The organism is Ruegeria sp. YTSB088 (assembly GCF_059609825.1).
In genome coordinates, this window is the sequence record NZ_JBXWMM010000024.1 from 1 (window position 1) to 26,778 (window position 26,778).

Below are 26,778 nucleotides of genomic sequence, written 5' to 3' on the forward strand. Positions count from 1 at the left end.
AGATTTGGGTGCAGTCGCACCGGTGAGGGCGTAGGTTCTGAGAGCTTCGCCTCAAGATCGGCGATCTGCGCTTCAAGCTCTTCGAGTCTTGCTTGAAGTCCGGTGGTGCGAATGCCCTCAGCGATTGCGTCATAAAACCCATTCAGTTTGCGCGCAGCTTTGTCCCGCTCGGCTTGCAGACGGGTCCGGACTTCCTCCGCTGTACCTGCTTCTGCGTTGGCGGCTTCGCTGAAGGACTTGATAAAAGCGGCCACTGCGTCGGGCTGCATCAGACGCTGACGAAGCAAATCCAGAACGGCGTCTTCCAGAACGTTGCGGCGAATGGATTGCATGTGCGTGCAAGTGCCGAGTTTGCGGGCAGCAGAGCAGGCGAGGTAGTCGCGCCCGACTGTCGCGAGCGGCCCTCCGCAGGTGCCGCAGAATGCAAGACCTGTCAGGAGGTGCTTCTTGCGACGCTTCTCCCAAAACCGGGTTTCCTTGATGGCTTTGACGCGAGGATCGGCTTCGATCTCGCCTTGCCGCTGTTTGACCGCCTCCCAAAGCTCATCCCCGACGATCCGCAGCTCGGGGACCTCCGTGATGATCCATTTGCAGGGCTCGTTGAGACGGGAAACGCGTCTGCCGGTCTCGGGGTCCTTGATGTAACGCAGCCGGTTCCAGACCAGGCGGCCGATGTAGAGCTCATTGTTAAGAAGGCCGGTTCCACGAGTGCGGTGCCCCCGGATTGCCGTGTCACGCCATAATTTACCTCGGGGGCCTAGGACACCCTCGGTGTTGAGGCGGCGCGCAATGGCTTTTGGGGAGTGCCCTTCGGTGAACTCTTGAAGCACCCGTCGGACAGTCTCAGCTTCCGCTGCGTTGATCACTCGTTCCCCCGTAACAGGTTGGCCGTCGGGCCCGAGACGCCGGACGACGTCGTAGCCATAGCTGTTGCCGCCACCGGAGCGTCCAAGCTCCACCCGCCCGCGAAGACCGCGCCGAGTTTTATCTGCCAGATCTTTGAGGAACAGTTGGTTCATGGTCCCCTTGAGACCCACATGCAACTCACTGATCTCGCCTTCGGTCAGAGTCATGATGCCGACCCCTGCAAAGCTCAGGCGTTTGAAAATCGCAGCGATGTCTGCCTGGTCTCGACTCAAGCGATCCAGCGCCTCCGCCAAGATCAGATCAACCCGTCCTTCCTGGGTTGCATTGAAGAGCGCTTGCAGCCCGGGACGCAACATGGACGCGCCAGAGACCGCCCGATCCGAATAGGCTTCAACAATGGTCCAGCCCTCGCGTTCTGCCCGCTCCCGGCACAGTCGCATCTGGTCTTCGATCGATGCGTCTCGCTGCATCTGGCTGGAGAAACGGGCATAGATTGCGACTCGGGTCATCGACAGACCTTTTTCTTCTGGTTGATCAGATTCGCGTAGTCGCGGCCTGCTTCAATGGTTTGGGCGTGAATGTAGTGATGCTCTGCCGTTCCGAAGCTCGTATGAGCCAATATTGGTCGGATCAGCTTTGCGTGTTCCGGAGAGGAGCGCGCCAATGTCGTTGCGGCGGCATCCCGGAAGAAATGCGGTGGGATGCGGCGACCCGTCAGCTTAAGCGTTTGATCAGCAATTCGGGGGCCTAGCGCGTTTTCTTTGAAAGGTAAGCCAGTTTTGCCAACCCATAGGACATCGTGCTGCTGTTGGCCACGCTCCAAAAAATAGGGGCGGGCTTCGTTGACATAACGACGCAAGAGAGGCTCAATGCTCTGGGGAACATCAGCCTCCCATGGCTGCCCTGATTTGGTCAGATCCCCCGGGAGCGCGACGGTCATGGTGTCTGCTGTGACATGCAAGGATATGCCAATCCGAAGACCGGCAAAGGCGCGTCGCCGCATCGGCATCAAAGCCAGCATGGCAATCATGGTGCCATCCCGCAGGCACATCATACGGCGCAGCGGTGTTGGCGCCGCTTCTGCATGACCCGTCGCCAGAATCAGCCCTGCACGGAATAGAACCTCGCTGGACAACACACGCCCAAGTTTGCGATCCCGATCACCCCGTCCTGCGGTGCGCTTCAATCCCGCTTTCAATCTCCGCTGAGCGGACCAGTCCTGTGTCGGGTCAGCCGCGGAGAGGATACGCAAAACGCCGTCAATGAACATCAACCGGGTCATTGGCCGGGTGTGTGAGAGGTCCCGAAGCCAAGCGGACAGGCGCGGCAGAGTCGCGCGTCGAGCCGGAGGCAGTGTGATCGCATTCGCATCGCTTGTAATCAGCCATTGCAGCCATCGGGCATAGCGCAACTCCAAAGCCTTCAGCGAGGTCGCGCGTAGATGTGAGAGCGCGCCGCAATCGTCAAGCGGTCCACCTCCCGCCTGAAGGTTGAGCCACATCTCCTGGTCTTGCGCGGGCCATTCGTCGGGCGGCAGAATAAGGCTCATCAGCGACGCCCTTTCTTGGCATCGATCAGGTCAGCAAAGGCGCGTGTCGCCGACCGTGCCTCAAGACCGGAATACATGTTGATGGTGTGGCTGACCTCCGAATGCCCGAGCAAACGGCGCGCAACCTCGTAGCCGCCGGGATTGGCGTCGAGCCAGTTCATCACCGCGAAATGCCGAAACAGGTGGGCATTCATCTCCAACCCCGTTTCCTTCCGGACCCGTTTGGAGATGCGTGCCGAAAGGGCGTTCGGGTCGATTGGATTGCAACTCTTTCGGCGCGGAAACAGCCAAGGCGTTCCCGCGGGGCAGAGTTCCGGACAGCGAGTTTTGAGATGGGCGTCGATCATGCGCAATACATCCCGTGGGATCTCGAACTCGACAGGTCGCTCATTTTTGGTCTCGCCGCCTTCCAGAACCAGGTAGGCTCGGCCATCGCCGGGACGGTGCAGGTGGCGTTCCAGGTGGATGTCAGCCAGGTTCTTCACGCGAACCGGGCAGACCAGAAGGATGGCGATGGCGAGCGCATCTTCGCGCGCCAGAGCCCAGCCATACGACTTGGAGGTGCCGCTTGGTCGCGCGAAAACCCGTTCAGGCAGGAGCAGAAGGCGCAGCTGGTGTCGCTCCTCCTGCAACACGCGTAGCCTGCTTCGGTTCTTTTGGGTCATGCCATTCTGAGGTTTTACCGCAAGACGCGCTGCAAGCCCAGCCAGTGATTCCCGGGTGTGTTCGGGTGCATTGAGTATCCGGGCCAGGTTGCGGACCAACGCGGCTATCTCGCTGATCATCTTTGTGGTCTGGTTGTTGGTGCGCGATAGCATCTGGCGGAGACCACGTTCCGCTATCAGCGGATCGACCAGGATGTACAAACTGCTAATCTCCGCGATCGGGATACCAGAGTGAACGAGTTCGGAGGCAAACCGAACCAACTGTCTTTGGTATTGGGACAGGGTCGCGGGTCGGAGTGCCCTGTTCTGACCGTCATCTGCCAGCGGGTCCGGAGTGGCTAGAAGATGCATCAATTTTGCAAGCTCGCTTTGGAACGGCGTAGGAAATGCTGTCACGGGAAAGGTGATGACCTTCTGGCGCGTTTCCAGGGGCAGGGTGGCCTTGGGCCATTGTGAAATACGTCGGACCGCCAGGTTCCAGCCGTTGACCGCAGCCCGATATGCGACATCCGGTGATTTGCTGATCTCGTTATGCACAAGGGCTTCTCGACAGGCCGCGGCATGGTCTGAACATACGTTGGCAGGCTCAACGCCCTGCCGGTTCAAAAAATGCACGAAGCGGCAGAGCGCGGGTTGCAATGTCTTGTCGCCGGACGCCAGTACATTCGCCCAGAGCGCTTGCCAATCGGGAGACAGATCATCGATCCGGTTGAAGCGCCGTTCCACCAGCCCGAAATGCGCGAGCGCAGCCCGTGCATCACTGACCGCGTTTTGCCAGCTCTTTGGTGAAAGACCGAGTGCAGCCGGTGTGACTTTGGACAGACGGGACTGCAACCAGCGGCTATCGCAAGGCACATCCTCAGGAGGCAATCCAAGGGCTTTGGATGTACGGCGCAGGCCGGAGATCATATCGCGGCGGCGTGCGTCGGACAGAGAAGTGTCAGAGCGCAACCGTTCGATAAGCTCGGCAAACATCGGAGTGTCGGCCTTGACGAAGGCAAGTGTCAATGGAACGGGGCTATGGCTCGTCATCGGGATGTGTTCCTTTGGACAGATCAGGTCTCGGGTGGTCGGGTGTGGACAGGAGGTCCGATTCGGGAAAACCATAACATGAAAAGTCAGAAACTTTCGGAGATGGCCTCTTCCCGAAAAACTCCTAATACACTGACAATAATGGACATTACTGGTCGCGAATGACTACCAGCAATGTGCCTGCCGGTAGGCTGCATGAGCTGCCGGATCAATGCGGATAAGGCGTCCGCCGGGACCAACCCGGTTGACCTCGAGCAGGCCCGCGGCAATGGCACGGCGCACCGTCTTCTCAGAGCAATTGTCCAGTTCAGCGATGTCCTTCACCGTCAGAAGCTGGCGGGTTCGGCTCTTCTTTGGATTGATCTGTGGCATCCTGATGCGCCTCCTTTTGGTCAGAGGCGTTCCGGCCCAGTTCCCGTACCGCTTGGCCCGCTAGCAGTCGGACCAACTGGTCAATCGCTGTCTCAACCTGCTGGTGCGCGTGGTCGTCAGAAGGGGGTATGGCAGGAACGCGTGTCATGCCATGACCATGACAACGCGGGCTAAACAGGTCGAAGTGTGCTGATCTCGAATTTATTCCGGGATCGGAACACTTGCCATCGCATCACGCCCTGTCCGCCACTCCCGTATCTCATTCCGGATCGTCTCACCGCTGATCGACGCTGGCGGATTGGACAGCAAGGGGACCACGGCATTCACGAAGTCCACAAGGGGACCCCGGCGTTCGGAGGTTACACCATCTGTACTATAGCTGACCCGGCGACCGATACGCTCCCAGAACTCGAAGATCTGCCAAAGGACAATGGTTCGTCTTTCGTCCCTGGTCCTCCGCTTGTCCGGTTCGTCGAGTGTGCGTGCGGAATACTTTCCAGCGCTTCGGGTCAGGCTGTGGTCAATTTCTTCGACAGTGGTCACGGCGTCATCAAACCGACCGTGCAAAAGCCTGTTGGGATCGTCTGCCCCATGCCCAGCCTTCGGGTAATCGATACGGAGATTTGAGAATCCTTGTGACGCTCTCTTTAAGAAGTGTTCCGCCCGGCGCAGATCCTGCAACACGGCCTCCAACTGCTCCGGGCCTTTTTCCATCTGCCGGAATATGGTCACAATGGATTGTCTGACGGTGCCCGGAGCCATCGCAAAGGCGAGGTTGTGTGACAAGTTGTCCAACTCGCAACCCTTGATATCAAACCTGATTGCAAGGTCTGTTCTCATGGCTTCACTTAACGCGCCTTGTGGGTCGTAATTCCGGCTGTTCCAGTTCACTGATTTCTTTGCCATGCAAGCCTGCTCCTAAGCACTTTTGGTCTAACAGGCGGGTTGTTCGGAACCGCCAGTCACAAACCCTATACGGCTCAATCAGCAATTAGAACCTCTCAACTGGTGTGGTGCTGACTGCCGCGGACGGTTGAGAAAATCCGACTCAATCCCATTAGTGTTCCGACCGCAGAAACAATTTGGATCGTCACACTTCGACCTTCCCATCTGCGATTGCCACAGTTTTGTCGGACCTGCGGGCAGTCAGTGACTGCACCGGAATGGTCCCGTAGCATGTGGTTTGGACCGACTGTTTTCCATTGCTGCCGACACGTCGAAAACAGTTGCCACGGCTTGCCTGCTCACCGGCCACCAAGAACAGGACATGTTCCGGGGACTACCCCACCCCGCGCCAAGTCGGCTCCTTCTGGACTGGCGCAGAAACGCGACAACGAAACCCACCGGCTGCTCGCCATTGATCCCAAAAGGAAGGCGGGTTGATCGGGGACTGCCATCTCAATTGAGAGCTCTGGTAGGGCAGGTGAGAAGCCTGCGGGGAAGCGGCTGGCCATCGACAAACGGCATCGCGTGGATACGGACGGGAAGCCAAGGGCCTTCTCCCGCATGACGGGGGGAAGGAGCGGGGGCCGGGTATTGTCTGATGCAAAGACAAGGTGAACGGCCGTGCTCCGGCGAAGTTCGGAAAAAGAACACCCACGGCGGGTTCGTTAGCACATTGAACTGCCCCGGGTTTACCGGAGAGTAAAACACTCCAAAGGTGAGCCCTATGACGAAGAGACCACATACCCCCGCCTATCCTGCCGAGCTGCGTGAACGCGGCGTCCGGTTGTTTCGAGAGAACCGTGTCAATTACTCCAGCGATTCAGCTGCCTACAAAGCGATTGCGCCGAAGCTTGGCTGCTCGCCAGACAGCTTACGTGTTTGGTGTCAGCAGGCGGAGCGCGATGACGGCGAACGCGCGGGGCTGACGAGCGAAGAGAAGGATCGCATCAAAGATTTGGAGCGCGAGGTTAAGGAACTGCGCCAGGCCAATGAGATCCTGAAGAAGGCATCTGCGTATTGTGCCCCTGCTCTCATCGCCGCAAGCGGCGACTGCCGCGCAGTGGGACGGAGCTCGACCGCCCGTTCAGGCGATGATCGGCTTCATCGAAGAACATCGAGAGGTCCACGGGGTCGAGCCGATCTGCAGGGTGCTGCCGATTGCCCCTTCCACCTTCTACGCCCATGCAGCCATTGCCCGTGATCCTGATCTGGCGTCAGACCGAGCCAAGCAGGACGCAATCGATCGCAAGAAGATCAAGGATGCCTTTGACGGTAGCGGCAAGCGGTATGGCGCGCGTAAAATCTGGCATGAACTGCGCCGAAACAATCATGACATCGCCCGCTGCACAGTGGAACGTCTGATGAAAGTTATGGGAATACAGGGTGTTGTACGCGGTCAAAAGCCGATCACGACCAACCCGGATACATCTCAGCCGTGCCCGGACGACAAGGTCAATCGCGACTTCACAGCCGACATGCCAAACCAGCTCTGGGTCAGTGACCTTACCTATGTCTCAAGTTGGCAGGGCATGGTTTACGTCGCTTTCGTCATCGATGTCTTCGCCCGCCGCATCGTCGGTTGGCGTGTCTCGACGTCCATGACTACGGGGTTCGTGCTGGATGCTCTCAACCAGGCTGTTTTCCAACGGACCCCATCTGAGGCGGATAGTCTGATCCACCACAGCGACCGGGGCAGCCAAGGCGGATTCAACCGGTCGTCGCAACACCCCTTTGATGGAGGTGTAGATGACAAAAACAGGCAGACGAAAGTCCGAACGTTCGACTCGGGACAAATTAAACTCTCCAGGAAGGCCGCCAGTCTGGCAACGTGAGAATCTATGCCGGTTCTGGCGGGCCGTTGCAGAGGGGCTATCCAGTGAGGATGGTGCCGTTGAAGCCGGTGTCTCTGCCCCTGTTGGAACCCGATGGTTTCGGAGTTCTGGCGGAATGCCTCCCACACATCTTGCGCCATCGGCGCCCTTACCGAAGAACCGTAGCCTTTCCTTCGCAGAACGTGAGGAAATAGCTTTGGAGTGCGCGAGGGGCACAGGTGTCCGTGCCATCGCCCGGAAGCTGAAGAGATCGCCCAGCACGATCTCCCGAGAGATCAGGCGCAACTCGGCAACCCGTGGCGGAGACTTCGACTACCGTGCGATCAACGCACAATGGCATGCTGATCGTGCGGCTAGGCGGCCGAAAGCTAGCAAGCTCACGCTCAATCCCGCCCTGCGCGACTACGTGCAGGATCGGCTGTCCGGCCTCATCGCTACACCAGACGGCATCGCCTTCGATGGGCCTGTTGTGGTATGGAGAGGGCGGCGGGCCGTTCACCGGCAAAGCCGTCGCTGGTCGTCTGCCTGGAGCCCGGAACAGATTGCGCAGCGCCTGAAGGTGGACTTCCCCGAGGATCCGACGATGCGCATCAGTCACGAAGCCATTTACCAGGCTCTCTACATCCAAGGGCGCGGTGCGCTGAAGCGAGAGCTCTCCGCGTGTCTGCGGTCCGGCCGCGCTCTCAGATTACCGCGCAAACGCGCACGCAATCGCGGCAAGTCTTTCCTCACTGATGCGTTGATGATCAGCGATCGTCCGGCAGAGATCAGCGACAGGGCGGTTCCAGGTCATTGGGAGGGGGACCTCATTCTTAGACTGGGTAGTTCGGCGATCGGCACGCTGGTTGAACGCACAACCCGCTTCACCATGCTCCTGCACCTGCCACGCATGAAGGGGCACGGGACAGCCAAACCAGTCAAAAACGGACCTGCCTTCGCCGGTCACGGTGCCGAAGCGGTCCGCGATGCCATCGCAGAGACGATCAGTAGCCTGCCTGTCCACCTGCGTCGCTCGCTGACCTGGGACCAAGGCGCCGAGATGGCCCAACACGCGCAGCTTCGTATCGATACCGGTCTCGAGGTCTACTTCTGCGACCCTCAAAGCCCATGGCAGCGTGGCAGCAATGAGAACACCAAAGGTTTGCTCCGCCAATACTTCCCCAAGGGGACAGACCTCAGCAAACACGGCGTCAACGAGCTAAACGCTGTTGCCCATGCTTTGAATACGCGACCACGTAAAACTCTAGGGTGGAAAACACCAGTTGAAGCTATCGACCAGCTGCTCAAAAACGATAAGATAGAAACTGTTGCGACGACCGGTTAAATCCGCCCAATACGCTGGCAGCGAATACCGTGCGCTGCTCGGCTCCGCGAAGATCATCCAGTCAATGAGCCGAACCGGCGAATGCCTGGATAACGCTCCAATGGAAAGTTTCTTTGCGTCCTTGAAAAAGGAGTTGGTGCACCAAAACCGGTTCGGAACGCGCGTCCAGGCAAAGGCCGCGATCTTCGAGTGCATTGAGGTCTTCTACAATCGCCAGCGGCGTCATTCCGCCATCGGTTACCAAACCCCCGCGCAAGGATACGAAACCATGACTTGGAAAAGCGCGGCATAGGGTCAATAATCAAACTGTCCGGAAACAGGGACGAACTCCACACCGGGCGCAGCGAGATTTCGTCAAGCAATGAGCAAGACGCGGGACGGAGTTGCCGTAGGGCAGGAACGCCTGAACGGCAGGTAACTGCGGTTTGTGGACATTGCCCGAATTGGACATTGCTCTTGGATGCCGGTGATTGAAGGACCTGCCGTGAGGTTCCAGGTTTCGCATTCCCGCCATTCGTACGACCTGTAGTGCTTTCAGGGTCAGCAATGACCGGGTCGCGGACGTAACTGCCGGTTGAAGGAACCCTTCCGCCCGGCCGCTTAGGCACTGCTACCAATCAAGAATTGGGTTGCGTCTACGGATCGCATTCTGGCGATACCGGACCTCTCAGCAGGAAGTCGCTTATGCTTTGTCGTTCCCAGTCGCACTATCGCGAAACATCCTCCAGAATCTGTCGTCCTAGCGCGCCCGCTTGAGCGCTAAAAGTTGTTCAGGTTTTTTCCAGATATCCGTTTGGATTGAATGAAAGATTATATCCGAAAAAGTCGTTGTAGTTCTCCATAAGGCGATACTCATCGGGATTATTTAAGAAAAACTCATGAACGGCGCGGTTCGGGCCACCATCATAACGCCAATTCGCACCTTGATCCTCGATGATGCCATCTTCGACAATAAGGCATTCACCCGTTTGCATGCGTGATTTGAAGTATTCCAATACCGCGTATGACACTTCAAACGTATGCGCACTATCCTCGATCACCATCCACGGCCTTGGCGCGGTTTTCAGTCGCTCTTCCAAATCGCTACCATCGAGTTTTAGTGCGTCGGTCTGCACAAATTCGATCCCTTCCGCCCCAACCTGCTCGTCTTGATACTGGTTAGAGCGGAAATCCACGGTGATGACCTGGGTATCAAGTCCCCATGCTCGGGTAATGTCTCGATAGAACATCGCAGCGCCACCGTGGAACGATCCGATTTCCACGATGGTGCCCGGCTTCTTCTCAAAAAGGATCAACATATAGACGGCGAGATCAATGGGACTCTTGAGACATGTCACTCCCCGGTACTGATACTTCATCACACCAGCATGGTAAGCGGCTAAGATGTCTGGCGTGAAAGTTGATCCAAACGGTCTCGGCACAGGCGGGGTCGTACCGAAAGCACCTTCTTCATTGTCGATGTTCTGCTCTTGCGGACGCACATCGGGGTTCGAAGTGTGTTCAGCGAGCGGGTCGAGTGCTTCGGCGGGGTCTTCCTGCGCTGCAACAACCTGCATCTGAACCGGCTCGGTTGGTAGCGATGTTGAGGGATTTGGTTTCGAAGTCATTTGTTCATCCATTTGTGTAACATATCCCGAGCGGAACAATGTCACTGGCATACTGACGCTAGGATTCATGTAAGACAAGAGGTAGTATCGCAAACTTTTGGAACGACGAAAGCCAGCGATATGCTAGACGCAGTTATTCTGCGATCTCAGCAAACATCCGAAAGCCGGAGGTCGTATCACTAGAGAATTGCCGCTTCCGGATCATGTTGGCGACCTCGATGCCGTCCAAAGTGGCGGAAGCGGATTCGAACGACTTAAACCCACACATGTGCCGAACACGTCGTTTTTTGAACCGATGATCCTGTTCGATCATGTTGGTCAAAAATTTGGACCTAATCGTCTGTACTTTGGCTGGGCAACCGAACCGCTTCAGGATCCTGTTCACTTCTCGAATGCCAGCTGCATTTGCGCCACTTTTGTCGATGACGATTTTGTTTGGGATCCCGTTGGACGACAGTGCTTTGGTAAAGAACCTGGTTGCTGCTGGACGATTTCGTCGCTCAGACAGCATGAAATCAAGGGTGTTTCCCGCTTTGTCGACCGCTCGATAGAGATACATCCACTTTCCGCGCACACGGAGATAGGTTTCGTCCATGCACCAGAAACTCAGCGTTGGTCGCTTCTTCGATTGCACGCTCGCGGTGAAGCCTCGACGGTCATCACCGCTACAGAAAGCGAAGCGCCCTTTGTTTTGGATGGTCTGCTTCGCCACCAATCGGGCGTCGCAATCGAAGAGCATCATGTGGACACTGGTGGCGCGACGGATCACGTCTTTGCCCTGTGTTATCTCTTGGGCTTCCGTTTCGCACCGCGTTTACGAAACTTCAAGGATCGCAAATTGTATCTCCTGCCCGGCATGAAATCCCCGCCCATCATGGCACCCTTCATTGGCGGCACCATCAAAGCAGGTCACATTGTCGATAACTGGCCCGAGATCCTCAGGCTGGCAACGTCCATCAAGGCCGGGACCACCACCGCATCAGCGATCCTCAAAAGCTTGTCCGCATACCCGCGGCAAAACGGACTAGCAATCGCCCTACGTAAACTGGGGCTGTTGGAGCGGACCTTGTTTGCCCTGGAATGGATGCAAAGCCTGGAATCGCGTTTTAAGATTTAGGTGGATGACCGGGTACTGCGGCTTGGCGAATTGGCCATGCGCCGTGGGGAATGTCGGTTAAGAGTGGCTTGGTCAGCGCAGCGGACATAGGCCATCAGGCAAGGGCCGCGGCCCGGCAGACATGTAGATCGAGCCAGCCGGGAGCAAGCTCCTGGTCGAGCGCCCGCAATGTGTGCCATTGGCGGTAGATGTCGGCAATCTCGCTTAGCGGGCGCCACTTGGTAGGGTCCAGCTCGCGTCCAAAAAGCCCGCTCATTTCGCCCGTGAACTGTGCCTCGACAAAGCTGCCCTCGCGCGGGGGCTTCGGCGGGGTCTTGAATGGATTAAACCACTGGTTGACGATCTGTCCAACCTCATAGCCGCAATTAATCAAGATGTCGGGTTCGTTCCCGTCGTTCATCTCGATTGACACAAAACGAGGTCGCTGCACACAGGACAAGAGCTGCTCACGCATGATCAAATCGCCGCCCTCCATGTCACATTTGAGATAATACGGTGTGCCATAGGTCTCGAAGAGGGTCATGAGATCCACTGTCTGAACCTCGATCTCGACCGCAGTCTCCACGCCTTTTTCGGCGATGTTGCGATCCAGGCTGCCCCAGTCATCCTTATTGGGAACCGTAAAGAAAGAAACTGTCTCGCCTGCCCGGTGATACAGGGCCTTGTTAATAAGTGTCGCACGGGTTCCGAACGCACTGATGTTTTCAACCGCCACGTTGTACAGTTCTGGCACGGCTTCGAGGCCAAGCACGCGAAACCCTTTTTTGAGATAGAACTCTGTATCATATCCTTTGTGCACGCCAAAATCGTAAATTAAGTCGTCTTGTATAGCTTGGTGCTTCACAACTACCGCCTTTCGCACGCGTTCTTCCGCTCTCTGAAGCGGTTACCCAACTCCAAGAATTTCTAGCATGTAGCGCTCGAAAGCAACCTGCGAAATTGGTTGAGAGACACACGGCGTGGCCGAGATGTTTGTTGCATGGCCGATTAATGGTCGGTTGGCCGCTTGGCGTTCTAGCATGAGCGAAATTTACGGCAAAAACCTTGCGAAGCGCCAAGTAAGCAAGTCCAATGATCTCCCAAGTCAACGCAATGAGCTCCATCGCTACTTTGTCAACTCCGCGGTTTGGCAAAGATATAGCCTTTGCCTGCAGAGCCGACATCCGCGCAGGAGTGCAGATTTCTGAGGAAGCGCCTACTGTCTTCTTTGGTGAAGATTTTTCGATGCGGGCCGGGGTGTGAGGGTGCGGCTTTGTGCTCTGGCGGCCCGCGTTGGAAAATCTCCCAAGGTGGAAGCCGCGGGGGCTGGGCGGTGTCTATGGGGATTGTGTGCAGGTGGTTGATGGGACCATTGTTCCTACGGACCGTTTTGTGCCTTGCTGAGCGGTATTCGGAGGTTTCACCTCGTGTTTTGAAGCTTTCGGAGCGCCCCATGCCGCCAGCATCGCAGCTATATTGGAACGAGGCATAAACTCAACACGTCCTGACCGATCCGGTGCAGCTGGTCGCTGCCGGTATGAGCGTTCGATGTGGGACGGGCGTTGCGTCATGCGGCTTGCTCTCGAGGTGGCGCGCGGGACATCGGTTTCTGGCCGCGCCGGAAGAATTCGATCACGCGCATTGGGCCACCGCAGCAGGGGCATGGTTCGCGCAAGGTGAGCGGGGCAGGTTCCGCCTTTTCTTGCGCTTCCGGCTCGGGTGGCTGCTGCCTGAGCAGCGCACGGATCTTGGCAAGGTTGGTCTTACGGAGACCGCTGGCCAGCAGTCCGTAGTGCCGGATGCGGTGGAACCCGTCAGGAAGGACATGCATTAGGAAACGGCGGATGAACTCGGGGGTGGCCAAGCGCATGACCTTGTGGCGGTCACCACATTTGGTCCGGTAGTCTTTCCATCGAAACGCGACGGTATCGGCATCCGCACTGACCAAACGATGGTTCGAGATGGCAACCCGGTGGGTGTATCGACTGAGATAGGCGAGCACAGCCTCCGGCCCGCCGAAGGGTGGCTTGGCATAGACCACCCATTCGGATTTGCGGAACGGGGCGAGCCACTTGGTGAAGACATTGGTATTAGCCAATCCTTTGTGATCACCGAAGAAGGAAAGCTCTCCCGCTCGGTGCAGTGCCAACAGTCCTTCGATGAATAGGCGACGAAATAGGCGCGCCAACACGCGCGCATGCAGGAAGAAACCAGGCTTGCAGGTGATCCATCTTGTGCCGTCCGGTGACAGGCCGCCACCCGGCACGATCATGTGGATGTGCGGATGGTGCGTCAGCGCCGATCCCCAGGTATGCAACACGCTTGTCATGCCGACCTTCGCCCCAAGGCGCTTGGGATCGGCGGCGATTGTCATCACCGTTTCCGATGATGCCTTGAACAGCAGGCTGTAGACTGCCTTCTTGTTCCAGTACGCGATCTGGGCGATCTCAGCGGGCATCGTGAAGACCACGTGGAAATACTCGACTGGAAGCAGGTCTTTGGCGCGGGCTTGCATCCAATCGCGTGCGGCTGGCCCCTGACACTTCGGGCAGTGGCGGTTCTTGCAAGTAATGGGCGTCGCCCATTACCTGCCTTATGGGCAGATCCTGTAATGGGGAGTTGGCGGCGATGCGATCGTGTTCCGGTGTCCGCGCCGCCAACCCAAGTCCCCATTACGAAGGGCGCTTGAGGAGCTCGATCAGCCTGTCGGACGGCTGGAACGCGCCGCGCCGCAAATGCGGTGGAACGATCGTTTCCATGACGTCGAGCTTCTCTGTCGGATCTCCACGCGTGTAGATTTCTGTGGTCGTCAGAGTGGCGTGTCCCAACCACAGTGACACTTTGCGGATGTCCTGCGTTGCTTGCAGAATGATCATCGCGCATGTGTGCCTGAGCACGTGAGGCGAGATACGTTTCTTGTTGAGGCCGGGATGTGCTTGAGCGGCAGTCGCTGCATGCTGCTTGAGCAGATAGGCGAAGCCCCATCGGCTCAGCGGCTCTCCCCGGGCGTTGACGAACACCTCGGGCGCTTGAACCCGTCCCCGAACGGCGAGCCAGGCGCGCAGAGCTGCGGCCGTCGTCTTCCACAGGGGAAGCGTCCGTTCCCGCCGTCCCTTGCCCAGGACGCGAATGCTCATCGACGTCAGGTCGATGTCATCAAGCTGCAACCCCGTCAGCTCGGACACGCTCAGCCCTGCACAAACCGCCAGATGCAGCATGGCCCGGTCGCGGATGCCATCGCGCGTGGCGGGATCCGGAGCGTCGAGCACCGCTTGCAGCTCCTCCCTCAGAAGCTAGGGGACCAGGCGTTGATCCGTCTTCTTGAATGGGATCGCCAGGACACGCCGGATATGCTCCAGGGCTGCCGGCTGCCTGTATTCGAGAAAGCGGAAGAAGGATTTGATGGCCGCCAGCCGGACATTTCGCGTCACCGGTGCGTTTTTGCGCGTATCCTCGAGATATTCCAGGAAAGCGCTGATGAGATTGGCGTCGAGTTGCTCCAGCGTCAGCGCCGATGGCGAGACCTTCAGCCTCTTTGCAGCGAAGATGAACAGCAACTGGAAGCTCAGGGCGTAGGAGTCGCGCGTATGCCGGCTGACGCCCCGCTGGCGGGCGAGTGTCTGATCCAGGAAGGCTTCGATGAGGGGCGCAATCGGCGTCATGATTGCCTCCCTTCGATGAGGAACCCTTCACTGGCCGCGGCGACATCGCGCATGAGGTCGGCGGTGGCCTCCAGGTACCAGTAGGTTGCATGGATGTTGACGTGACCCATGTAGGTCGCCAGCGCCGTCATATGTGCGCTGCTTCGGCTGCGATCCAGCGAAGTGCCTTGCAGCGCGCGAACCGCAAACGTGTGTCGCAGATCGTGCAGACGCGGACGGCGCTTCGTCGCCGGTACAACACCGGTCCTGGCGACCAACCTGTCGAAGGTTTCCTTGACCGCAATATAGCGCAGCGGCAGCCCACGCGCGTCCACGAACACTGGATCAGCCGCCGAACAGGGCCGGCGAAGCGCCAGATAATCCTTCAAGCCCGCCACTGCCGTGTCGTGCAGCGGCACCAGGCGGGTTTTCCGGAACTTGGTCTCACGGATCAGCAGGCCGTCGTCCGTTACCTCGGCGACCGTCAACTTCAGGGCTTCCGAGATCCTCAACCCGGCGACCGAGAGCAGCGCGATCAATGTCGCATAGGTCCGTGAGCGCAAGCCGCCTTTGGGTCGAAGCCGAAGGGCAGCCTCAATGAGGCGATCGATATCCGCTGCCGTGTAGATATGCGGCATGCGCCGCGTCTTGCGGGCGCCGAAGTGATGGGCCGGCGGCAGCTCATGCCGGGCGTCTTCGACCCGGACATGAAGTGCAAAACGGCAGACAGTTTTCAATCGGGCATCACGTTGCGCGACAGACGGTCCCTGCGCTGCCCATTCAATTGCGGTTTGCGTGTGGACATGCCTTTGCCCGCGCTCGGCCGAAAAGGCGGCAAAGCTCCTGAGCAGATATTCTGCATTCAACATTGCGAATCCGGTGGCACGGCGGAGTGCAAGATATGCCTCGATGGCTTTCAACATCACAGAACCTCCGGCCAGGGCTGCGCAACCCTCTTCAGGAGCGTGACATCGACCTTGGCATAGTTGGCCGTCGTATCGATGCCTCTGTGCCGCAGGACCAACCCGATCTTCTCGAGCGGAACGCCATGGCGCAGCATCTCGGTTGCTGCAGTGTGTCGCAAGACATGCGCGCCCTTGACTGGCGACACAATGTCGGCCCTCTGCATGAGGCGTTTCACCACCGACGAGACGCCGTCGCCGCTCCGGAACGGCCGAAACGGCGCGATATTGCGGAGGAACACGTGATCGCTCTGGCATGCCGAAGAGCGGCACGCGAGATAGGCTGCGATCGCATCCCCGACGTCTTGAGGAAGTGGCAAACGCACCTCGTAGCGCGACTTTCCCGAGACCCGCAGCGAGCCCGTTTCCCACTCGATGTCGTCGAGGTGGAGCTGTGCCACGTCACCGGCCCGCAGCCCGAGGCGAGCCAGGAGAAGGACGATTGCGCGATCACGCCGCCGCGCAACGACTTCGCCATCGCAAGCCGCAATCAGCCGGTTGACCTGCTCCGTTGATAGATATCGCGGCAAATCTGCAAGTCGCCACCGGGCATAGCCAGGAACGGCTTCGACGAGACCGGCCCGGGAGCGGCCTGTGACAGCAAGATATCGCAAAAACGCGCGCAGGCTGGTCGTCAGCTTCTCGACGGTTCGATTGCCGCACTGTGCAGCGCGGTCCAGGAAGAAGCTGCGAACGGCAGCCGGTTCCCACCGCTCAGGATCGTCCCCGAGTGCTGCCATCAGGAGCGAGGCGCCACGGGCATAGAGCTTGATGGTGGGATCGGACGCCCCGCGATGCTTGTGCAGCCACACCTTGAAGTCAGTCACCAGATACGGCTCGGCATGCTGCAAAGCCGGAGCAGCGGACCGGCAAACACCGATTTCGACAAGGTGCTGACGAAAGAGCCTGGCACCGAAAATGGTGTGGTGGTTGCGTCGCCCTCCCATGGCACGCGGACATCGGCAAGTGCGCAAATGCTCGCTGAACACGGCCAGATCAATGTCGCGCGGCATTGTTCCGCCCCGCGCCACGACATGGCCGAGATGCGCTGCCGCCCGCAAATATCGCACGGCCGTGTCGGCGCTATAGCCCTGACGATCGAGCGCGGCGGCAAAACCGTCAAGGTATGGGCCACTTGGCCCAGCCCGCAAATGCCCCAGCATCTTCGGTGCCGAGAAGTAGATATCCAACATGTTCGTCTCCGTTTGTGACCGGCCATCAGTGGCCGCATCAACGGAGACACAGGATCGTTCTGTTATGGAGATAAAAATGTGCCGCAAGTCACGGAAAAATACCCCTTTCGGCACGCCAACTCCCCATTACAGGATCTGCCCATAATGCAGGAGTTATAGGCGATGTGGTGGTGTTCACACTTGGTACACGCGGCCACATGCCCGCCGAGAGATTCGGTTCGGCAAGCTTCAATGGCCGACATCACTTTGAGCTGTGAGAGGCTGACATGCCCTGCATTGGCCTGCCGCCACGCGGGGCCATGCCTTCTAAAAATGTCAGCGATCTCCAGTTTGGGCCGGGACACCCCGGCGTCCAATCACTCTCGGCTTCGTTTTAGGGTCTGATCTTGCAGGCCAGCCAGCATCTCGTATGGGCTGACCGTATCCTTGATCGTTTTGGTGGCGACATGGGTGTATTGCGCCGTGGTTGTCAGCTTGGCGTGGCCGAGCAGAACCTGGATCACTCGAACGTCAGTATTGGCCTCGAAGAGGTGGGTCGCGAAGCTATGCCGCAAAGTATGTAGCGTCGCCGGTTTGGAAATGCCTGAGCTACCCCCCGAAATTCGGACACTGACGTAAGCTGCGATTTGTTGTCTGCTGATCCTCAACACGAAGGAGATCAGATTTGTCGAAACGAAAGCAACATCATCCGGAATTCAAAGCCAAGGTGGCTTTGGAAGCGCTGAAAGGCGAAGAAACGGTTAGCGAGCTGGCCAGTCGGTTTGGGGTGCATCCTACGATGATCCATCAATGGAAGCGTGCTCTACTTGAAGGTGCGTCAGGCGTATTTGAGCGCGGCGGTCGGAAGACCCCTGAGGTTGATGAAGAGCAGGTCAAAGACCTGCACGCCAAGATCGGGGAGTTGGCCGTCGCCAACGATTTTTTGGCCAGAAAGCTCAAACCTTGGACCGGCAAGTGAGACGTAAGATGATTGAGCCGAACCTAAAAGGTCTGTCAGTCGGTAAGCAATGTGCGTTGCTGTCGATTTCGCGGTCGTCATTTTACTATGAGCCGAAGGGCGAGGGCGAAATGAACCTTGATCTGATGCGCCTGATCGACAAGCAGTTCCTGGAGACCCCGTTCTACGGTGTGCGTCAGATGACATGGCATCTGCGCAATGATGACCACGTGGTCAATGAGAAGCGGATCAGACGCTTGATGCGACTGATGGGCCTCATGCCGATCTACCTGAAGCCAAACACGAGCAAAGCCGCCAAGGGGCACAAGATATACCCCTACCTGTTGCGTGGCTTGCGGGTGGATCGGCCCAATCAGGTTTGGTGCGCCGACATCACGTATCTGCCCATGCGGCGGGGTTTTTTATACCTCGTGGCAATCATGGACTGGCATACACGCAAGGTGCTGGCATGGTGCATCTCAAACACGCTGGAGGCTGGATTTTGCGTTGATGCGCTGAATGAGGCGATCCACAAGTTCGGTGCACCAGACATAATGAACACCGACCAAGGCAGCCAGTTCACGTCGTTTGTTTGGACGGACAGATTGCGGCGCTCAAACGTGCGCATCTCGATGGATGGCAAAGGCCGCTTCCTCGACAATATCTTTGTCGAGCGGCTGTGGCGGTCGCTGAAGTATGAATGCGTCTACCTGCATGCCTGGGAAACCGGATCAGAGGCCAAAGCTGGCATCAGAAAGTGGATCGAGTTCTACAACCAAAAGCGCCCTCATTCCGCCCTTGGCGGCAAACCACCCGCTGTGATCTACTGGCAGCGAAATGACACAACCCAACCCGATCAGCAGGTGCAAAGAGTAGCTTAAATTACGCCAGATACTGTCCAACTAATGGGGGGTAGCACAGCCCGCCATATGCTTGGCCGACGTGAACGCCCGGTTTAGTTGGCGTGATGAGATGGGGTTGATCTTGGGCTTGCCGGGAAAGAGCCACCCCTCAGGGCGCGCCTCTTTCCAGTATTCCCGCAACAGGCCCAGCAGCCCGGGCGACAACATGACTTTGCGGTCTTTGCCGCCCTTGCCCTGATCGACGTGGATCAACATCCGGTCACTGTCGATATCGCTGATCTTGAGGTTACAGACCTCCGAAGCGCGCAGTCCCGCACCATAGGAGATGCTGAGGGCGGCCCGATACTTCAGCCCAGGCCCCGGTGTCGCCATCAATAAGTCCGACACCTCTTGCACGCTGAAGACGACCGGTAGCTTCTTGGGCTGGGTCTTGAACTGCATGAAACGCTTCATGTCTTCGCGCCCGCAGGTGATGCCGAAAAAGAAGCGTAACGCCACGATCCGCGTGTTGAAGGTCGAGGGCGTCACTCCGGTATCGGTCATATGCAACTGGTATGCGCGTAGCTCCTCAGGCGTGGCAGTATCCGGCGAGTGGCCGAGGAACGCGACAAAATCCTTGATCGCTCTGATATGCGCCTTCTGGGCCTTATCACCCATCCCGCGAATGCGCATATCCTCCAACATCCGCGCACGCAGCGGGCTCATCTTCTCCTGTGTCATGGGAACCTCCTGTCCGATTGAGAAAGCTCAATCGTCAGGCAAGTTTGGAACCACTCAAAACGCGGCCAGATCTGGTATCAATCGAAACGCCAACCACAAGCGCCATTGCCGCGATAGCGGCTTAGTCCTTGGGCTAGTTCGATGAATCCGCTGCGCTTTGTCTGAACGGCTGGTCTGGGAAACGGGGGTTTCCCAGACACCGCGACGCCCCAGAACACTCGCCCAGAGACCTTGAATAATATTGTCCGGAAATCCCGTCCGAGTATCTACATTCAGCGCCGCAATTCTCAGGTGGGAAGCCAGACGTATGCAGGCGCTTAAAAACAAGTCCAAAATCCTATTCGCATTTAATGTGAACCCGGGGCGGATGATTGCAAGCTGGTCGCACACAATCTGGGCTCATTCTCAAATAATGTGGGTTTGGCGCCCCGGATAGTCGCAGTTAATTCGGGCGAGAATCCGGGATGTTTGCAAGCCGAACGGATTGTGATTGCAGGTCATTACACTTAACCACCGGTTTCAGAATGCTCTGGTGAAGAATCTGTCTTGTTCACCTCAAGATTCTGTTTGCGCTCCAGGAGGCGGCCACACACTCGACTCGGTGCTGTTGGGTCTAACAGGCGTCGACCCCTTGAAAGCGTGCGCAGACGGCAAAGTGGCAGCGTAATTGCCTCACACTTTGCGGTGCCTCCCATTCGTGGGGGCTCAGGTCTATTGCAACCCAAATATCGCTGTCGTTCAGGTCCAGGAGTCCTGCATGCGCAGGATTTCGCCATCGCCCAAAGGCGCACGAATGCCGCCGACGGAATCCACCTTGCTCATCTGAGACCCGGTCCGCGCTCGTTTGAAATGCATGGTGCCCGCCACAGGTTTGTGAGGAATACCTTTGGCAATCGTGATCGCGTTCCAGTGCCAGTCTTCGTGGCCAAACCCCTTGGAAAGCTCGTTGGCTTCAAACGGGGTGTCCCGATAGATCTGAGTTTTGGCAAGACTGAGGGCATCCCAGTAATTGCTCCAATCCAGATAGGAATCGTCAAAACCGTCGCTTTCTGAATCCACGTGCCAGAACATGAGCCTCTGGAACCCAAACACCATGTTGCAGGCGGAATGGTGAATGGCATCGGGACGTTTCCGGGCGGCCGCGACAGCCGCTGAAATCCAGTTTTCAGACCACAGATCATCGGCATCCAGAAAACATGCATGTTCGCCCGTGGCGGCGGCAATTCCTGTGTTCCGTGCGAGACTGGGATCGCCAGTCGCACTTTCGACGTATTTTGCGCGTTCACCCAATGCGCCGTTCAGAACATCGCGGGTCAGGTCATCGGCAATGTCCAGAACCACTATGATCTCGCAGCTGACATCCGCCTTTTCAGCGGCTGCCACAGCGGTCAAAAGACTGCGCGCCGCAGGCCCGGCCATCAGGCCTTCGCGATGCGCTGTGACAATGGCTGATACATGAGGTTGATCGGTCATGATATATACGCCTTAAATTGAATCAATTGAATCGACAAAAGCCTGCATCGAATGTCTTTCCCGCACGCGTTGCTGAAGCGCGCGGCCCCGCGACACGCGGGCCTCGGGATCATCAATCATAGTGCGAATCTGAGCGACATACTCATCGACGCTTGCGGTTTCCGGAACAAGCCAGCCGGTTTCCTCGTCAATGAGTTCAGGGACGCCTCCGACGGCGCTGGCTGTGATCGGCATGCCCAACGCGCCCAATTCAATGAGGATTGTCGGCAGCCCATCCCATTCAGATGTGTAAAGCCAGCCTTCACAATCCGCCAAAGGCAGCTCGTCATAATCCGTAAAGGGAGGATTGAGGTGAAGATTTTCAGGCGTCTTTTTCATCGAAGGGGCTTTGTCGAGAACGGCCTTGCCCCAGCACAGAAAGTCGACATCCAGCATCTCACGGGCGATCTGTACCACCAGATCAAAACGTTTTTGACGATCAAGCCGCCCACCCCACAAGATGCGGGGGCGGCTGCGATCCGGTTCTGACTTAGGGCGTTCGGATACCGGCTGTTGCTCGGCGTCGACCTGGGCGGGCGTATAGATGGTTTTCAGCCGCTGGGTTTCTGACGGCGGCAAGGAAAACCGGTTTTCGAGTATGTTTGCCAGATATTTCGTATCTAGGATTGCCGCATCCAGGTGGCGGAAAATGTTCTGGAAAAACAGAACAGGATAGCCTGTTTCGTTGCCGTTCTCGGTCCGGTCCGCGCAGAAATAATAGGCATACAGCTTGAACTGGCTGGCAAGCTGGGGCCCATAGGACACCATGGTCTCAAACGCCAGGCGGCTGTTGACGTTAAAGATTTGTGGCGCGGCGATTTCGGTGAGAATGACGTAAAGCGCGCGGTGGCGGAGCTGGATGCCTTGGTGGCGGTTCTGAATGTCTTTCAGATACGGAGAAATATCAATGGAATCGACATCTTCCGGGTACCAGCGCGGGCATTCCCAGTGCGAGTCGTCGGTGCGAAGAATTAGAACTTTCTTGGATTTGACGAGCGCTCGAACCAGGATGGCGGCGACTAAATCCGCGCCGCCCATGCGGCCGGCGGGCATCAGAACAACCGTGTCGTATCGTGAGTTTGGCAGGGCCTTGGTCGCCTCACGCAATTTTTCGTAGCCTGCATCATTTGCAGGCGGCTTCAAATGTGGCTCATCGCCGGTAAGTTCCCCGATTTCGGGATCAAAGCTGCGGGCTTTCGCAACTAAGCTCAGCATCTCAGCGGACATGAAAAAGTCGTTCTCCCATGACGCTTTTCGCGGCGTGGTGGTTTCTACCTTTTCGTGTGTACTCGGGGTGTCAACCTGATGTGCCGTCTCGTTGCGTATGCGCCGTTTCTTTATTGAGCGACGCAATCTGCGCGACAAATCGCGTGGGAAATATTTGATCTTTCTGCCCAATTGACGAAATAGCCAAGACGATCGCGTCGAATTACGTTCAAAATATGCGAGCCTGTCGTAAAGATATTCGATTTCATCTGGATAAGGCATCTGAATTTCGGTCCTATTTGATGGCCAAAAAATGTAGAGGGTTGCACGTTATTTCTGATTGGTCTTCTGAGTACTGTCCATATTAGGCAGCGTGTAATGCATTTGCACATTAGCTGGATGTGTTTTGCAACCATTGCCAGGTTTGTTCCAAGGCTCGGTCGAAATCTGCCGATGGGGCCCAATCCAAAAGCGCCTTGGCCTGGGAGATATCCAAAACGGAATAGTGCACATCGATTTTCCGACCAGGTTTGAAGACAGGCTCAAGCGGCGTTTTGGTCACGCGCGAGATCGCATCGATCACGTCGAGCAGGGATCGGCCCTGTCCAGACCCCGCATTCACGGCCCCGCAAAAATCGGTCTCGGCGGCCTTAACGCAAAGATCGGCCAGATCTTCGACATACAGGTAATCTCGTACGACCTGCCCGTCCCCCCAAATCTCGATCGGTTCATTTTCGTGGATGCGTCTCAAGAACGTGGAAATGACACCCTGAACGCCTGTATGGGCCTGACGTGGGCCATAGGGGTTGGCGGCGCGAATTGCGATCGGCCTCAGCCCATGACTCTTTTGGTACATGTTCAGGTATTGCTCAATCGCGACCTTAACGATTCCATACGAGTTTATTGGGCTAAGAGGGTGATTTTCGGGAATGGGGTGTCCTGGGGCTGGTCCATAAACGGTGCCCCCTGACGACAGATAGACCAGACGTTCGATCCCCATCGAGTTCATCGTTTCAATCAGACTCAGCGTGCCAATCAAATTCCCGGTAACGTCCGCCTTGGGGTCCAGATTGGCCGTGCCCGGAAAAGTCGTGCTAACGAGATGAAAGACCGCGTCCTTGCCGTTCAGGGCTTCGGCTATCGCCATCTTGTCCTGAAAGTCGCCCAGTAAATATTCTACACCCGGCAGGGGGTCTCGAAATTTGTCTGGCACGCGATCAAAGACCGTGACCGTGTGCCCACCGGCAAGCAAAGCATCGACAACATGTGAGCCGATGAATCCATTGCCTCCCAACACAATAGCACGCATGATATTTCTCTCTTACAAAAGGTCCTTACGTTCGACGAACATATCTGCTGCTCAGAGCGGTTTCCGCATCAGCATCACATCCTGAAAGCTCGGATGACGTCTGCGCAATTCCAGCAATTCCAGCTGACGCGTCCAATGACTGGTCAAGTAGTTGGACTTGTAAAAGACATTCGAGGAATACGACCGCTCAGCCAGCCAACGCAGCACCATGCGATCGCCTTTGAAGTTCCGGTTTTCATCCAAAAGCGATGCTGAATCCGGGTGATCCATCGTCGGTTTCCAAAGCGGCCAGCCTTCATTCATATCGGCCAGCGTATGTTCTGTATGCACCGTCAGCCAGGCAATGCCCCCGGGTTTGAGGACGCGACGAATTTCAGCCAGCCACGCGGTTTCAAGCGCTTCGATATGCGTAAAGACGCTATAGGCTGTAACCGCATCCAGTGAATTGTCTTCAATCGGCAGCGACGGAATCGAATGGTTCTGGAACACAGAGCAGTTCGGCGGGAGATGTGCGTTGCACCATTCGACGTGAAGACGGTTGATATCACAGCCGATGGCCCGACAATTCGGGTTTTCCAGTGCCAAATGGCGCAGCACGCGCCCCGAAGCACATCCAAGATCAAGACAGGCTTTTAGCTCGCCGGTGCCATGGTATCTGACAACATCGTCCAAAAGCTGGGCATCTTTCAAGCCGCTTGCCCAATAGCTAAAGTGGTCTGCGCCATAATACCCTTCCCGATCCGCAGTTTCAGGAATCGGATAGTGATCGCGTTCCAGAGCGGCGTGATAATTGAGATCGGCCCAATCAGCCGCTCTAGAATCTGTCGCCAGATATTCACCGGCCCGGGACAGCAATACAAAGTTCGGTTCAGCGTCGGAGTTCAGTGTTACTAGGTTTTCCCAGATATTTGCCATGGATTCAGAGGCCTCCCGCTGATGTGATGCAGCTTCTGTTGCTTGGGGACTTTTAACAGCCATTGTCGGCGCTGGAGCGCTTTTGCGGTTCAGTGCCTTGATGGCCCGGGAAATACGCTTCATGTCCCACTCGTTTTGGTTGGTACTGGACCGTTTTAGGCGAAGTATTTTTGTAGATGTCCAGGCCACGGGTGTGGCACGTTTGGATCGGGTATGTGATCAGGAACGGTCACATTGCCTCTCCATGCAACACCCATGATCTGCATTGTATTTATTATGCGTGTTTCAAACCCGGCTTCGCGAAAAACGTCAAGCCCGGCTTCGACAAATGGTGACGTCAAATCGTGGAACATGACCATGCAATCTTCTGCGAGATGTGGCAGAACTCCGCGCGCGTCATCGCGCGGTGCATGGTCATCATGGTTGCCGTCAATGAAAGCAAAGGACCAAGGTTCAGGATCCGAATCCCTTACCTTGCTAGTGCATTGGGGCGACGGCTCTGCCCAAAGTGTATAGCCATTCGACCCCGGAACTTTGTCCAGGACATTGCGAACGTCCCACTCAACATCTGGCATCGCGAATGCGGGATCGACGCAATCCAAACGAAGGCCCGCCGCCATAAGATGCGCAGCGGTCCAGCCATAATAGGTGCCGATTTCGATTCCGCGCTTGCCGGCAAATTGCTTGGCAAATGTATAAAGACAGGCCGCTTCTTCAACCGACGCATTCCCGGTGACATAGCCCCTGTGTCGGTTGTCATACCGCCACACATGGGGGGCAGGGCAACGAAGATAGGGCCAGTTTACAGTCCAAGGATCCCCGGCAACAGCGTGGGGAAACAGCGAATGCAGATCGGGCGGCTCCATCCCCGGCGGGATGTAGTCATAGCGCTCGATCTCTGTCGTACCCGTGGGTTCGATCTTAACTGCACCCCGACCCGTATAGTCGATGACCCACAACATCGGGCGTTTGTGACCTGTTTCATCGACTATCTGGAAATACTCTTCCACGGCCTTTTGGGCACCTTGCCAATGGCCATAGTCGTCAATGATCATAACGCCGCCTTGGGACAGGCGCGGATATAAATGGTTCAGCTCGGCCAGTGTGCTGTCGTAAAAATCCGTATCAAGCCGCAGCAACGCGATGTCGAGCGTCTGCGTCTTGTGAAGTGTGTCGCAGACATTCCCTTCAACAAAACGAACAAGACGCATGTCATAGCTGGTGCTTTCGACAGCCTCGCGAACTTGGTCAAGCGGAGCTTCGGCTTTGACGAGTTCCGCGATCTCGGGGCCGTGTTTGCCAGCCATGAGAACCGAGGCATGATCCCCGCTGATATCGATATCTTCGGGCAGTGGGTCAGACATGCCCGAGAACGTGTCGAAAAGCACAATATCACGTGCGACGCCGCGCTGATTGAGCGCCAAAGCGATCAGCATCGCTGACCCGCCTTTCCAAACCCCGCATTCGACAATGCACCCTTTGATGTCGTTGTCGATTACCGTGTTGACTGCACACCACAATGCATACCCGCGTTCGCGGCTGGTCATGGTGTAATCTTTGACGGTCTCCCATGCTGCATCGAACACAGGATCAGTTATTTTCAAGTCGGACATGCCGGTTCAAATCCCCAAGCAGCACATTGAAGCGATAGATAGCCGTTTGCTGTTCGGGGGTAAAGCGCAGAAAGCCGTTCGGCTTACGAAGGAAAACGAGCGATTGTGACGCGCGGTGTCTGATCTGACGTTGAACAAGCTTATCCTAGCGGAAGCCGCAAAGGGAAACTTCTAAACCCAGCTCACCGCCGAGCTTGCATCGATCACACACGCAGCCAGTTCAAGGTATCCGAATGCGGGGACTGTCTGGTGATGGGACAACATCGATCCACCCAACGGCGTATCCTGCAAGGTCGTGCAAGCGCAGTGATTTCGCGTCACAACCTCACCGTGTTTCGTTCGAAGCAATCAAACGTATTGGTCAATGAAATCTGTGGACACGATAGGGGTGTGAAGGATGTGAATACAGCTTCGAACCAAAACACAGGAACGGTGGTTTTCCATGGCTCGATTAGAACTGTCACCAATGCAGAAACGGCACCTTGGTAAGAACATTTTTGATATCTCAACCGACAAAGTCGATGGGCAAAAAATCGACATCCTAGGCTCCAGACTCATTAAATTACAGCCAGAACAGGACGGTAGCTGCGAGTGCGATTGCGGATAGGAAGACCTTCG

Annotated in this window: 21 protein-coding genes, 7 pseudogenes and 1 other annotated feature; of the genes and pseudogenes, 7 read left to right on the plus strand and 21 right to left on the minus strand. The window is 56.9% G+C overall.

Annotated elements, in window-relative coordinates:
- The 5 genes from AC2FFA_RS22060 to AC2FFA_RS22080 form a co-directional block, all read right to left on the minus strand.
- Window positions 1-1,376 (minus strand): recombinase family protein (locus AC2FFA_RS22060; RefSeq protein WP_496853257.1); only part of this gene is annotated, 1,376 nt, incomplete at its 3' end.
- Window positions 1,373-2,416: a tyrosine-type recombinase/integrase gene (locus AC2FFA_RS22065; RefSeq protein ID WP_496853258.1), complete on the minus strand. Its 1,044-nt coding sequence runs from the start codon at window positions 2,414-2,416 to the stop codon at window positions 1,373-1,375. The genes AC2FFA_RS22065 and AC2FFA_RS22060, both read right to left, overlap by 4 nt.
- On the minus strand, window positions 2,416-4,113 hold the full coding sequence (locus AC2FFA_RS22070) for a hypothetical protein (protein ID WP_496853259.1): 1,698 nt from the start codon (window positions 4,111-4,113) through the stop codon (window positions 2,416-2,418). The genes AC2FFA_RS22065 and AC2FFA_RS22070 overlap by 1 nt, the downstream gene beginning before the upstream one ends.
- A gap of 165 nt (window positions 4,114-4,278) precedes the next feature.
- Window positions 4,279-4,485: a helix-turn-helix domain-containing protein gene (locus AC2FFA_RS22075; RefSeq protein WP_496853260.1), complete on the minus strand. Its 207-nt coding sequence runs from the start codon at window positions 4,483-4,485 to the stop codon at window positions 4,279-4,281.
- 201 nt (window positions 4,486-4,686) lie between these two features.
- The gene (locus AC2FFA_RS22080) at window positions 4,687-5,391 is read right to left on the minus strand and encodes a hypothetical protein (protein ID WP_496853261.1); all 705 of its coding nucleotides are present in this window, start codon (window positions 5,389-5,391) and stop codon (window positions 4,687-4,689) included.
- Window positions 5,392-6,154: 763 nt separating this feature from the next.
- On the opposite strand from AC2FFA_RS22080, the pseudogene AC2FFA_RS22085 reads away from it, so the two are divergent.
- From AC2FFA_RS22085 to AC2FFA_RS22100, 4 genes and pseudogenes are all read left to right on the plus strand, one after another.
- Window positions 6,155-6,409: pseudogene (locus AC2FFA_RS22085) on the plus strand (transposase); the annotation flags it as partial.
- Window positions 6,410-6,449: 40 nt separating this feature from the next.
- Window positions 6,450-7,262, plus strand: a complete 813-nt coding sequence (locus AC2FFA_RS22090; protein ID WP_496853262.1) for an IS3 family transposase — start codon at window positions 6,450-6,452, stop codon at window positions 7,260-7,262.
- Window positions 6,485-6,596: a sequence feature (AL1L pseudoknot), on the plus strand. Its footprint overlaps the gene before it by 112 nt.
- Entirely contained in the window at window positions 7,177-8,586 is a 1,410-nt protein-coding gene (locus AC2FFA_RS22095) for an IS30 family transposase (RefSeq protein ID WP_496853263.1), read from the plus strand. The genes AC2FFA_RS22090 and AC2FFA_RS22095 overlap by 86 nt, the downstream gene beginning before the upstream one ends.
- A 64-nt stretch (window positions 8,587-8,650) precedes the next feature.
- Entirely contained in the window at window positions 8,651-8,878 is a 228-nt protein-coding gene (locus AC2FFA_RS22100; protein WP_496853264.1) for an IS3 family transposase, read from the plus strand.
- 478 nt (window positions 8,879-9,356) lie between these two features.
- Here AC2FFA_RS22100 and AC2FFA_RS22105 read toward each other — a convergent pair whose 3' ends face one another.
- A complete protein-coding gene (locus AC2FFA_RS22105; RefSeq protein WP_496853265.1) occupies window positions 9,357-10,205 on the minus strand; it encodes a CmcI family methyltransferase in 849 nt (282 codons plus the stop codon).
- Between the two features lie 121 nt (window positions 10,206-10,326).
- Window positions 10,327-10,818: pseudogene (locus tag AC2FFA_RS22110) on the minus strand (IS6 family transposase); the annotation flags it as partial.
- A 30-nt stretch (window positions 10,819-10,848) separates the two neighbouring features.
- On the opposite strand from AC2FFA_RS22110, the pseudogene AC2FFA_RS22115 reads away from it, so the two are divergent.
- Window positions 10,849-11,310 (plus strand): annotated as a pseudogene (locus AC2FFA_RS22115) (Tn3 family transposase); the annotation flags it as partial.
- A gap of 94 nt (window positions 11,311-11,404) precedes the next feature.
- Here the strand turns inward: AC2FFA_RS22115 and AC2FFA_RS22120 are convergent.
- The 8 genes and pseudogenes from AC2FFA_RS22120 to AC2FFA_RS22155 form a co-directional block, all read right to left on the minus strand.
- Window positions 11,405-12,154 carry an FkbM family methyltransferase gene (locus tag AC2FFA_RS22120; protein WP_496853266.1) on the minus strand — a complete coding sequence of 250 codons (750 nt, stop codon included), beginning with the start codon at window positions 12,152-12,154 and terminating at the stop codon, window positions 11,405-11,407.
- A 702-nt stretch (window positions 12,155-12,856) separates the two neighbouring features.
- Window positions 12,857-13,858: pseudogene (locus tag AC2FFA_RS22125) on the minus strand (IS91 family transposase); the annotation flags it as partial.
- Between the two features lie 103 nt (window positions 13,859-13,961).
- The gene (locus tag AC2FFA_RS22130) at window positions 13,962-14,579 is read right to left on the minus strand and encodes a tyrosine-type recombinase/integrase (protein ID WP_496853277.1); all 618 of its coding nucleotides are present in this window, start codon (window positions 14,577-14,579) and stop codon (window positions 13,962-13,964) included.
- 3 nt (window positions 14,580-14,582) lie between these two features.
- Window positions 14,583-14,951: a site-specific integrase gene (locus AC2FFA_RS22135; protein ID WP_496853267.1), complete on the minus strand. Its 369-nt coding sequence runs from the start codon at window positions 14,949-14,951 to the stop codon at window positions 14,583-14,585.
- A complete protein-coding gene (locus AC2FFA_RS22140) occupies window positions 14,948-15,853 on the minus strand; it encodes a tyrosine-type recombinase/integrase (protein ID WP_496853268.1) in 906 nt (301 codons plus the stop codon). The genes AC2FFA_RS22135 and AC2FFA_RS22140 overlap by 4 nt, the downstream gene beginning before the upstream one ends.
- Window positions 15,853-17,085, minus strand: a complete 1,233-nt coding sequence (locus AC2FFA_RS22145; RefSeq protein ID WP_496853269.1) for a tyrosine-type recombinase/integrase — start codon at window positions 17,083-17,085, stop codon at window positions 15,853-15,855. Before AC2FFA_RS22145 ends, AC2FFA_RS22140 begins: the two co-directional genes overlap by 1 nt.
- A gap of 62 nt (window positions 17,086-17,147) precedes the next feature.
- Window positions 17,148-17,429: a transposase zinc-binding domain-containing protein gene (locus tag AC2FFA_RS22150; RefSeq protein ID WP_496853270.1), complete on the minus strand. Its 282-nt coding sequence runs from the start codon at window positions 17,427-17,429 to the stop codon at window positions 17,148-17,150.
- 12 nt (window positions 17,430-17,441) lie between these two features.
- A pseudogene (locus AC2FFA_RS22155) lies at window positions 17,442-17,723 on the minus strand (tyrosine-type recombinase/integrase); the annotation flags it as partial.
- 26 nt (window positions 17,724-17,749) lie between these two features.
- Here AC2FFA_RS22155 and AC2FFA_RS22160 point away from each other — a divergent pair.
- Window positions 17,750-18,903 (plus strand): IS3 family transposase gene (locus tag AC2FFA_RS22160; protein WP_496853271.1). Its coding sequence is split into 2 segments (ribosomal slippage): window positions 17,750-18,011 and window positions 18,011-18,903, totalling 1,155 coding nucleotides; the frame shifts between segments, so codons are not numbered across the junction.
- Window positions 18,904-18,930: 27 nt separating this feature from the next.
- Here the strand turns inward: AC2FFA_RS22160 and AC2FFA_RS22165 are convergent.
- The 6 genes and pseudogenes from AC2FFA_RS22165 to AC2FFA_RS22190 all read right to left on the minus strand — a co-directional run.
- A pseudogene (locus AC2FFA_RS22165) lies at window positions 18,931-19,605 on the minus strand (tyrosine-type recombinase/integrase); the annotation flags it as partial.
- 738 nt (window positions 19,606-20,343) lie between these two features.
- Window positions 20,344-21,078, minus strand: a complete 735-nt coding sequence (locus AC2FFA_RS22170; RefSeq protein WP_496853272.1) for a glycosyltransferase family 2 protein — start codon at window positions 21,076-21,078, stop codon at window positions 20,344-20,346.
- 12 nt (window positions 21,079-21,090) lie between these two features.
- Window positions 21,091-22,344: a glycosyltransferase family 4 protein gene (locus AC2FFA_RS22175; protein ID WP_496853273.1), complete on the minus strand. Its 1,254-nt coding sequence runs from the start codon at window positions 22,342-22,344 to the stop codon at window positions 21,091-21,093.
- Between the two features lie 370 nt (window positions 22,345-22,714).
- Entirely contained in the window at window positions 22,715-23,632 is a 918-nt protein-coding gene (locus AC2FFA_RS22180; protein ID WP_496853274.1) for an NAD-dependent epimerase/dehydratase family protein, read from the minus strand.
- Between the two features lie 51 nt (window positions 23,633-23,683).
- Entirely contained in the window at window positions 23,684-24,547 is an 864-nt protein-coding gene (locus AC2FFA_RS22185) for a class I SAM-dependent methyltransferase (RefSeq protein ID WP_496853275.1), read from the minus strand.
- 155 nt (window positions 24,548-24,702) lie between these two features.
- Window positions 24,703-26,160, minus strand: coding sequence for a class I SAM-dependent methyltransferase (locus AC2FFA_RS22190; RefSeq protein ID WP_496853276.1), 1,458 nt, complete (start codon window positions 26,158-26,160; stop codon window positions 24,703-24,705).
- 79 nt (window positions 26,161-26,239) lie between these two features.
- Here AC2FFA_RS22190 and AC2FFA_RS22195 point away from each other — a divergent pair.
- Window positions 26,240-26,454 (plus strand): annotated as a pseudogene (locus tag AC2FFA_RS22195) (IS3 family transposase); the annotation flags it as partial.
- Window positions 26,455-26,778 lie beyond the last annotated feature (324 nt).

Bases quoted from the DNA above. Each gene is read 5' to 3' on its own strand.
- AC2FFA_RS22065 (WP_496853258.1), bottom strand. From the start codon at position 2,416: ATGAGCCTTATTCTGCCGCCCGACGAATGGCCCGCGCAAGACCAGGAG.
- AC2FFA_RS22070 (WP_496853259.1), bottom strand. From the start codon at position 4,113: ATGACGAGCCATAGCCCCGTTCCATTGACACTTGCCTTCGTCAAGGCC.
- AC2FFA_RS22075 (WP_496853260.1), bottom strand. From the start codon at position 4,485: ATGCCACAGATCAATCCAAAGAAGAGCCGAACCCGCCAGCTTCTGACG.
- AC2FFA_RS22080 (WP_496853261.1), bottom strand. From the start codon at position 5,391: ATGGCAAAGAAATCAGTGAACTGGAACAGCCGGAATTACGACCCACAA.
- AC2FFA_RS22095 (WP_496853263.1), top strand. From the start codon at position 7,177: ATGACAAAAACAGGCAGACGAAAGTCCGAACGTTCGACTCGGGACAAA.
- AC2FFA_RS22100 (WP_496853264.1), top strand. From the start codon at position 8,651: ATGAGCCGAACCGGCGAATGCCTGGATAACGCTCCAATGGAAAGTTTC.
- AC2FFA_RS22105 (WP_496853265.1), bottom strand. From the start codon at position 10,205: ATGGATGAACAAATGACTTCGAAACCAAATCCCTCAACATCGCTACCA.
- AC2FFA_RS22135 (WP_496853267.1), bottom strand. From the start codon at position 14,951: ATGACGCCGATTGCGCCCCTCATCGAAGCCTTCCTGGATCAGACACTC.
- AC2FFA_RS22140 (WP_496853268.1), bottom strand. From the start codon at position 15,853: ATGTTGAAAGCCATCGAGGCATATCTTGCACTCCGCCGTGCCACCGGA.
- AC2FFA_RS22145 (WP_496853269.1), bottom strand. From the start codon at position 17,085: ATGTTGGATATCTACTTCTCGGCACCGAAGATGCTGGGGCATTTGCGG.
- AC2FFA_RS22170 (WP_496853272.1), bottom strand. From the start codon at position 21,078: ATGACCGATCAACCTCATGTATCAGCCATTGTCACAGCGCATCGCGAA.
- AC2FFA_RS22175 (WP_496853273.1), bottom strand. From the start codon at position 22,344: ATGTCCGCTGAGATGCTGAGCTTAGTTGCGAAAGCCCGCAGCTTTGAT.
- AC2FFA_RS22180 (WP_496853274.1), bottom strand. From the start codon at position 23,632: ATGCGTGCTATTGTGTTGGGAGGCAATGGATTCATCGGCTCACATGTT.
- AC2FFA_RS22185 (WP_496853275.1), bottom strand. From the start codon at position 24,547: ATGGCAAATATCTGGGAAAACCTAGTAACACTGAACTCCGACGCTGAA.
- AC2FFA_RS22190 (WP_496853276.1), bottom strand. From the start codon at position 26,160: ATGTCCGACTTGAAAATAACTGATCCTGTGTTCGATGCAGCATGGGAG.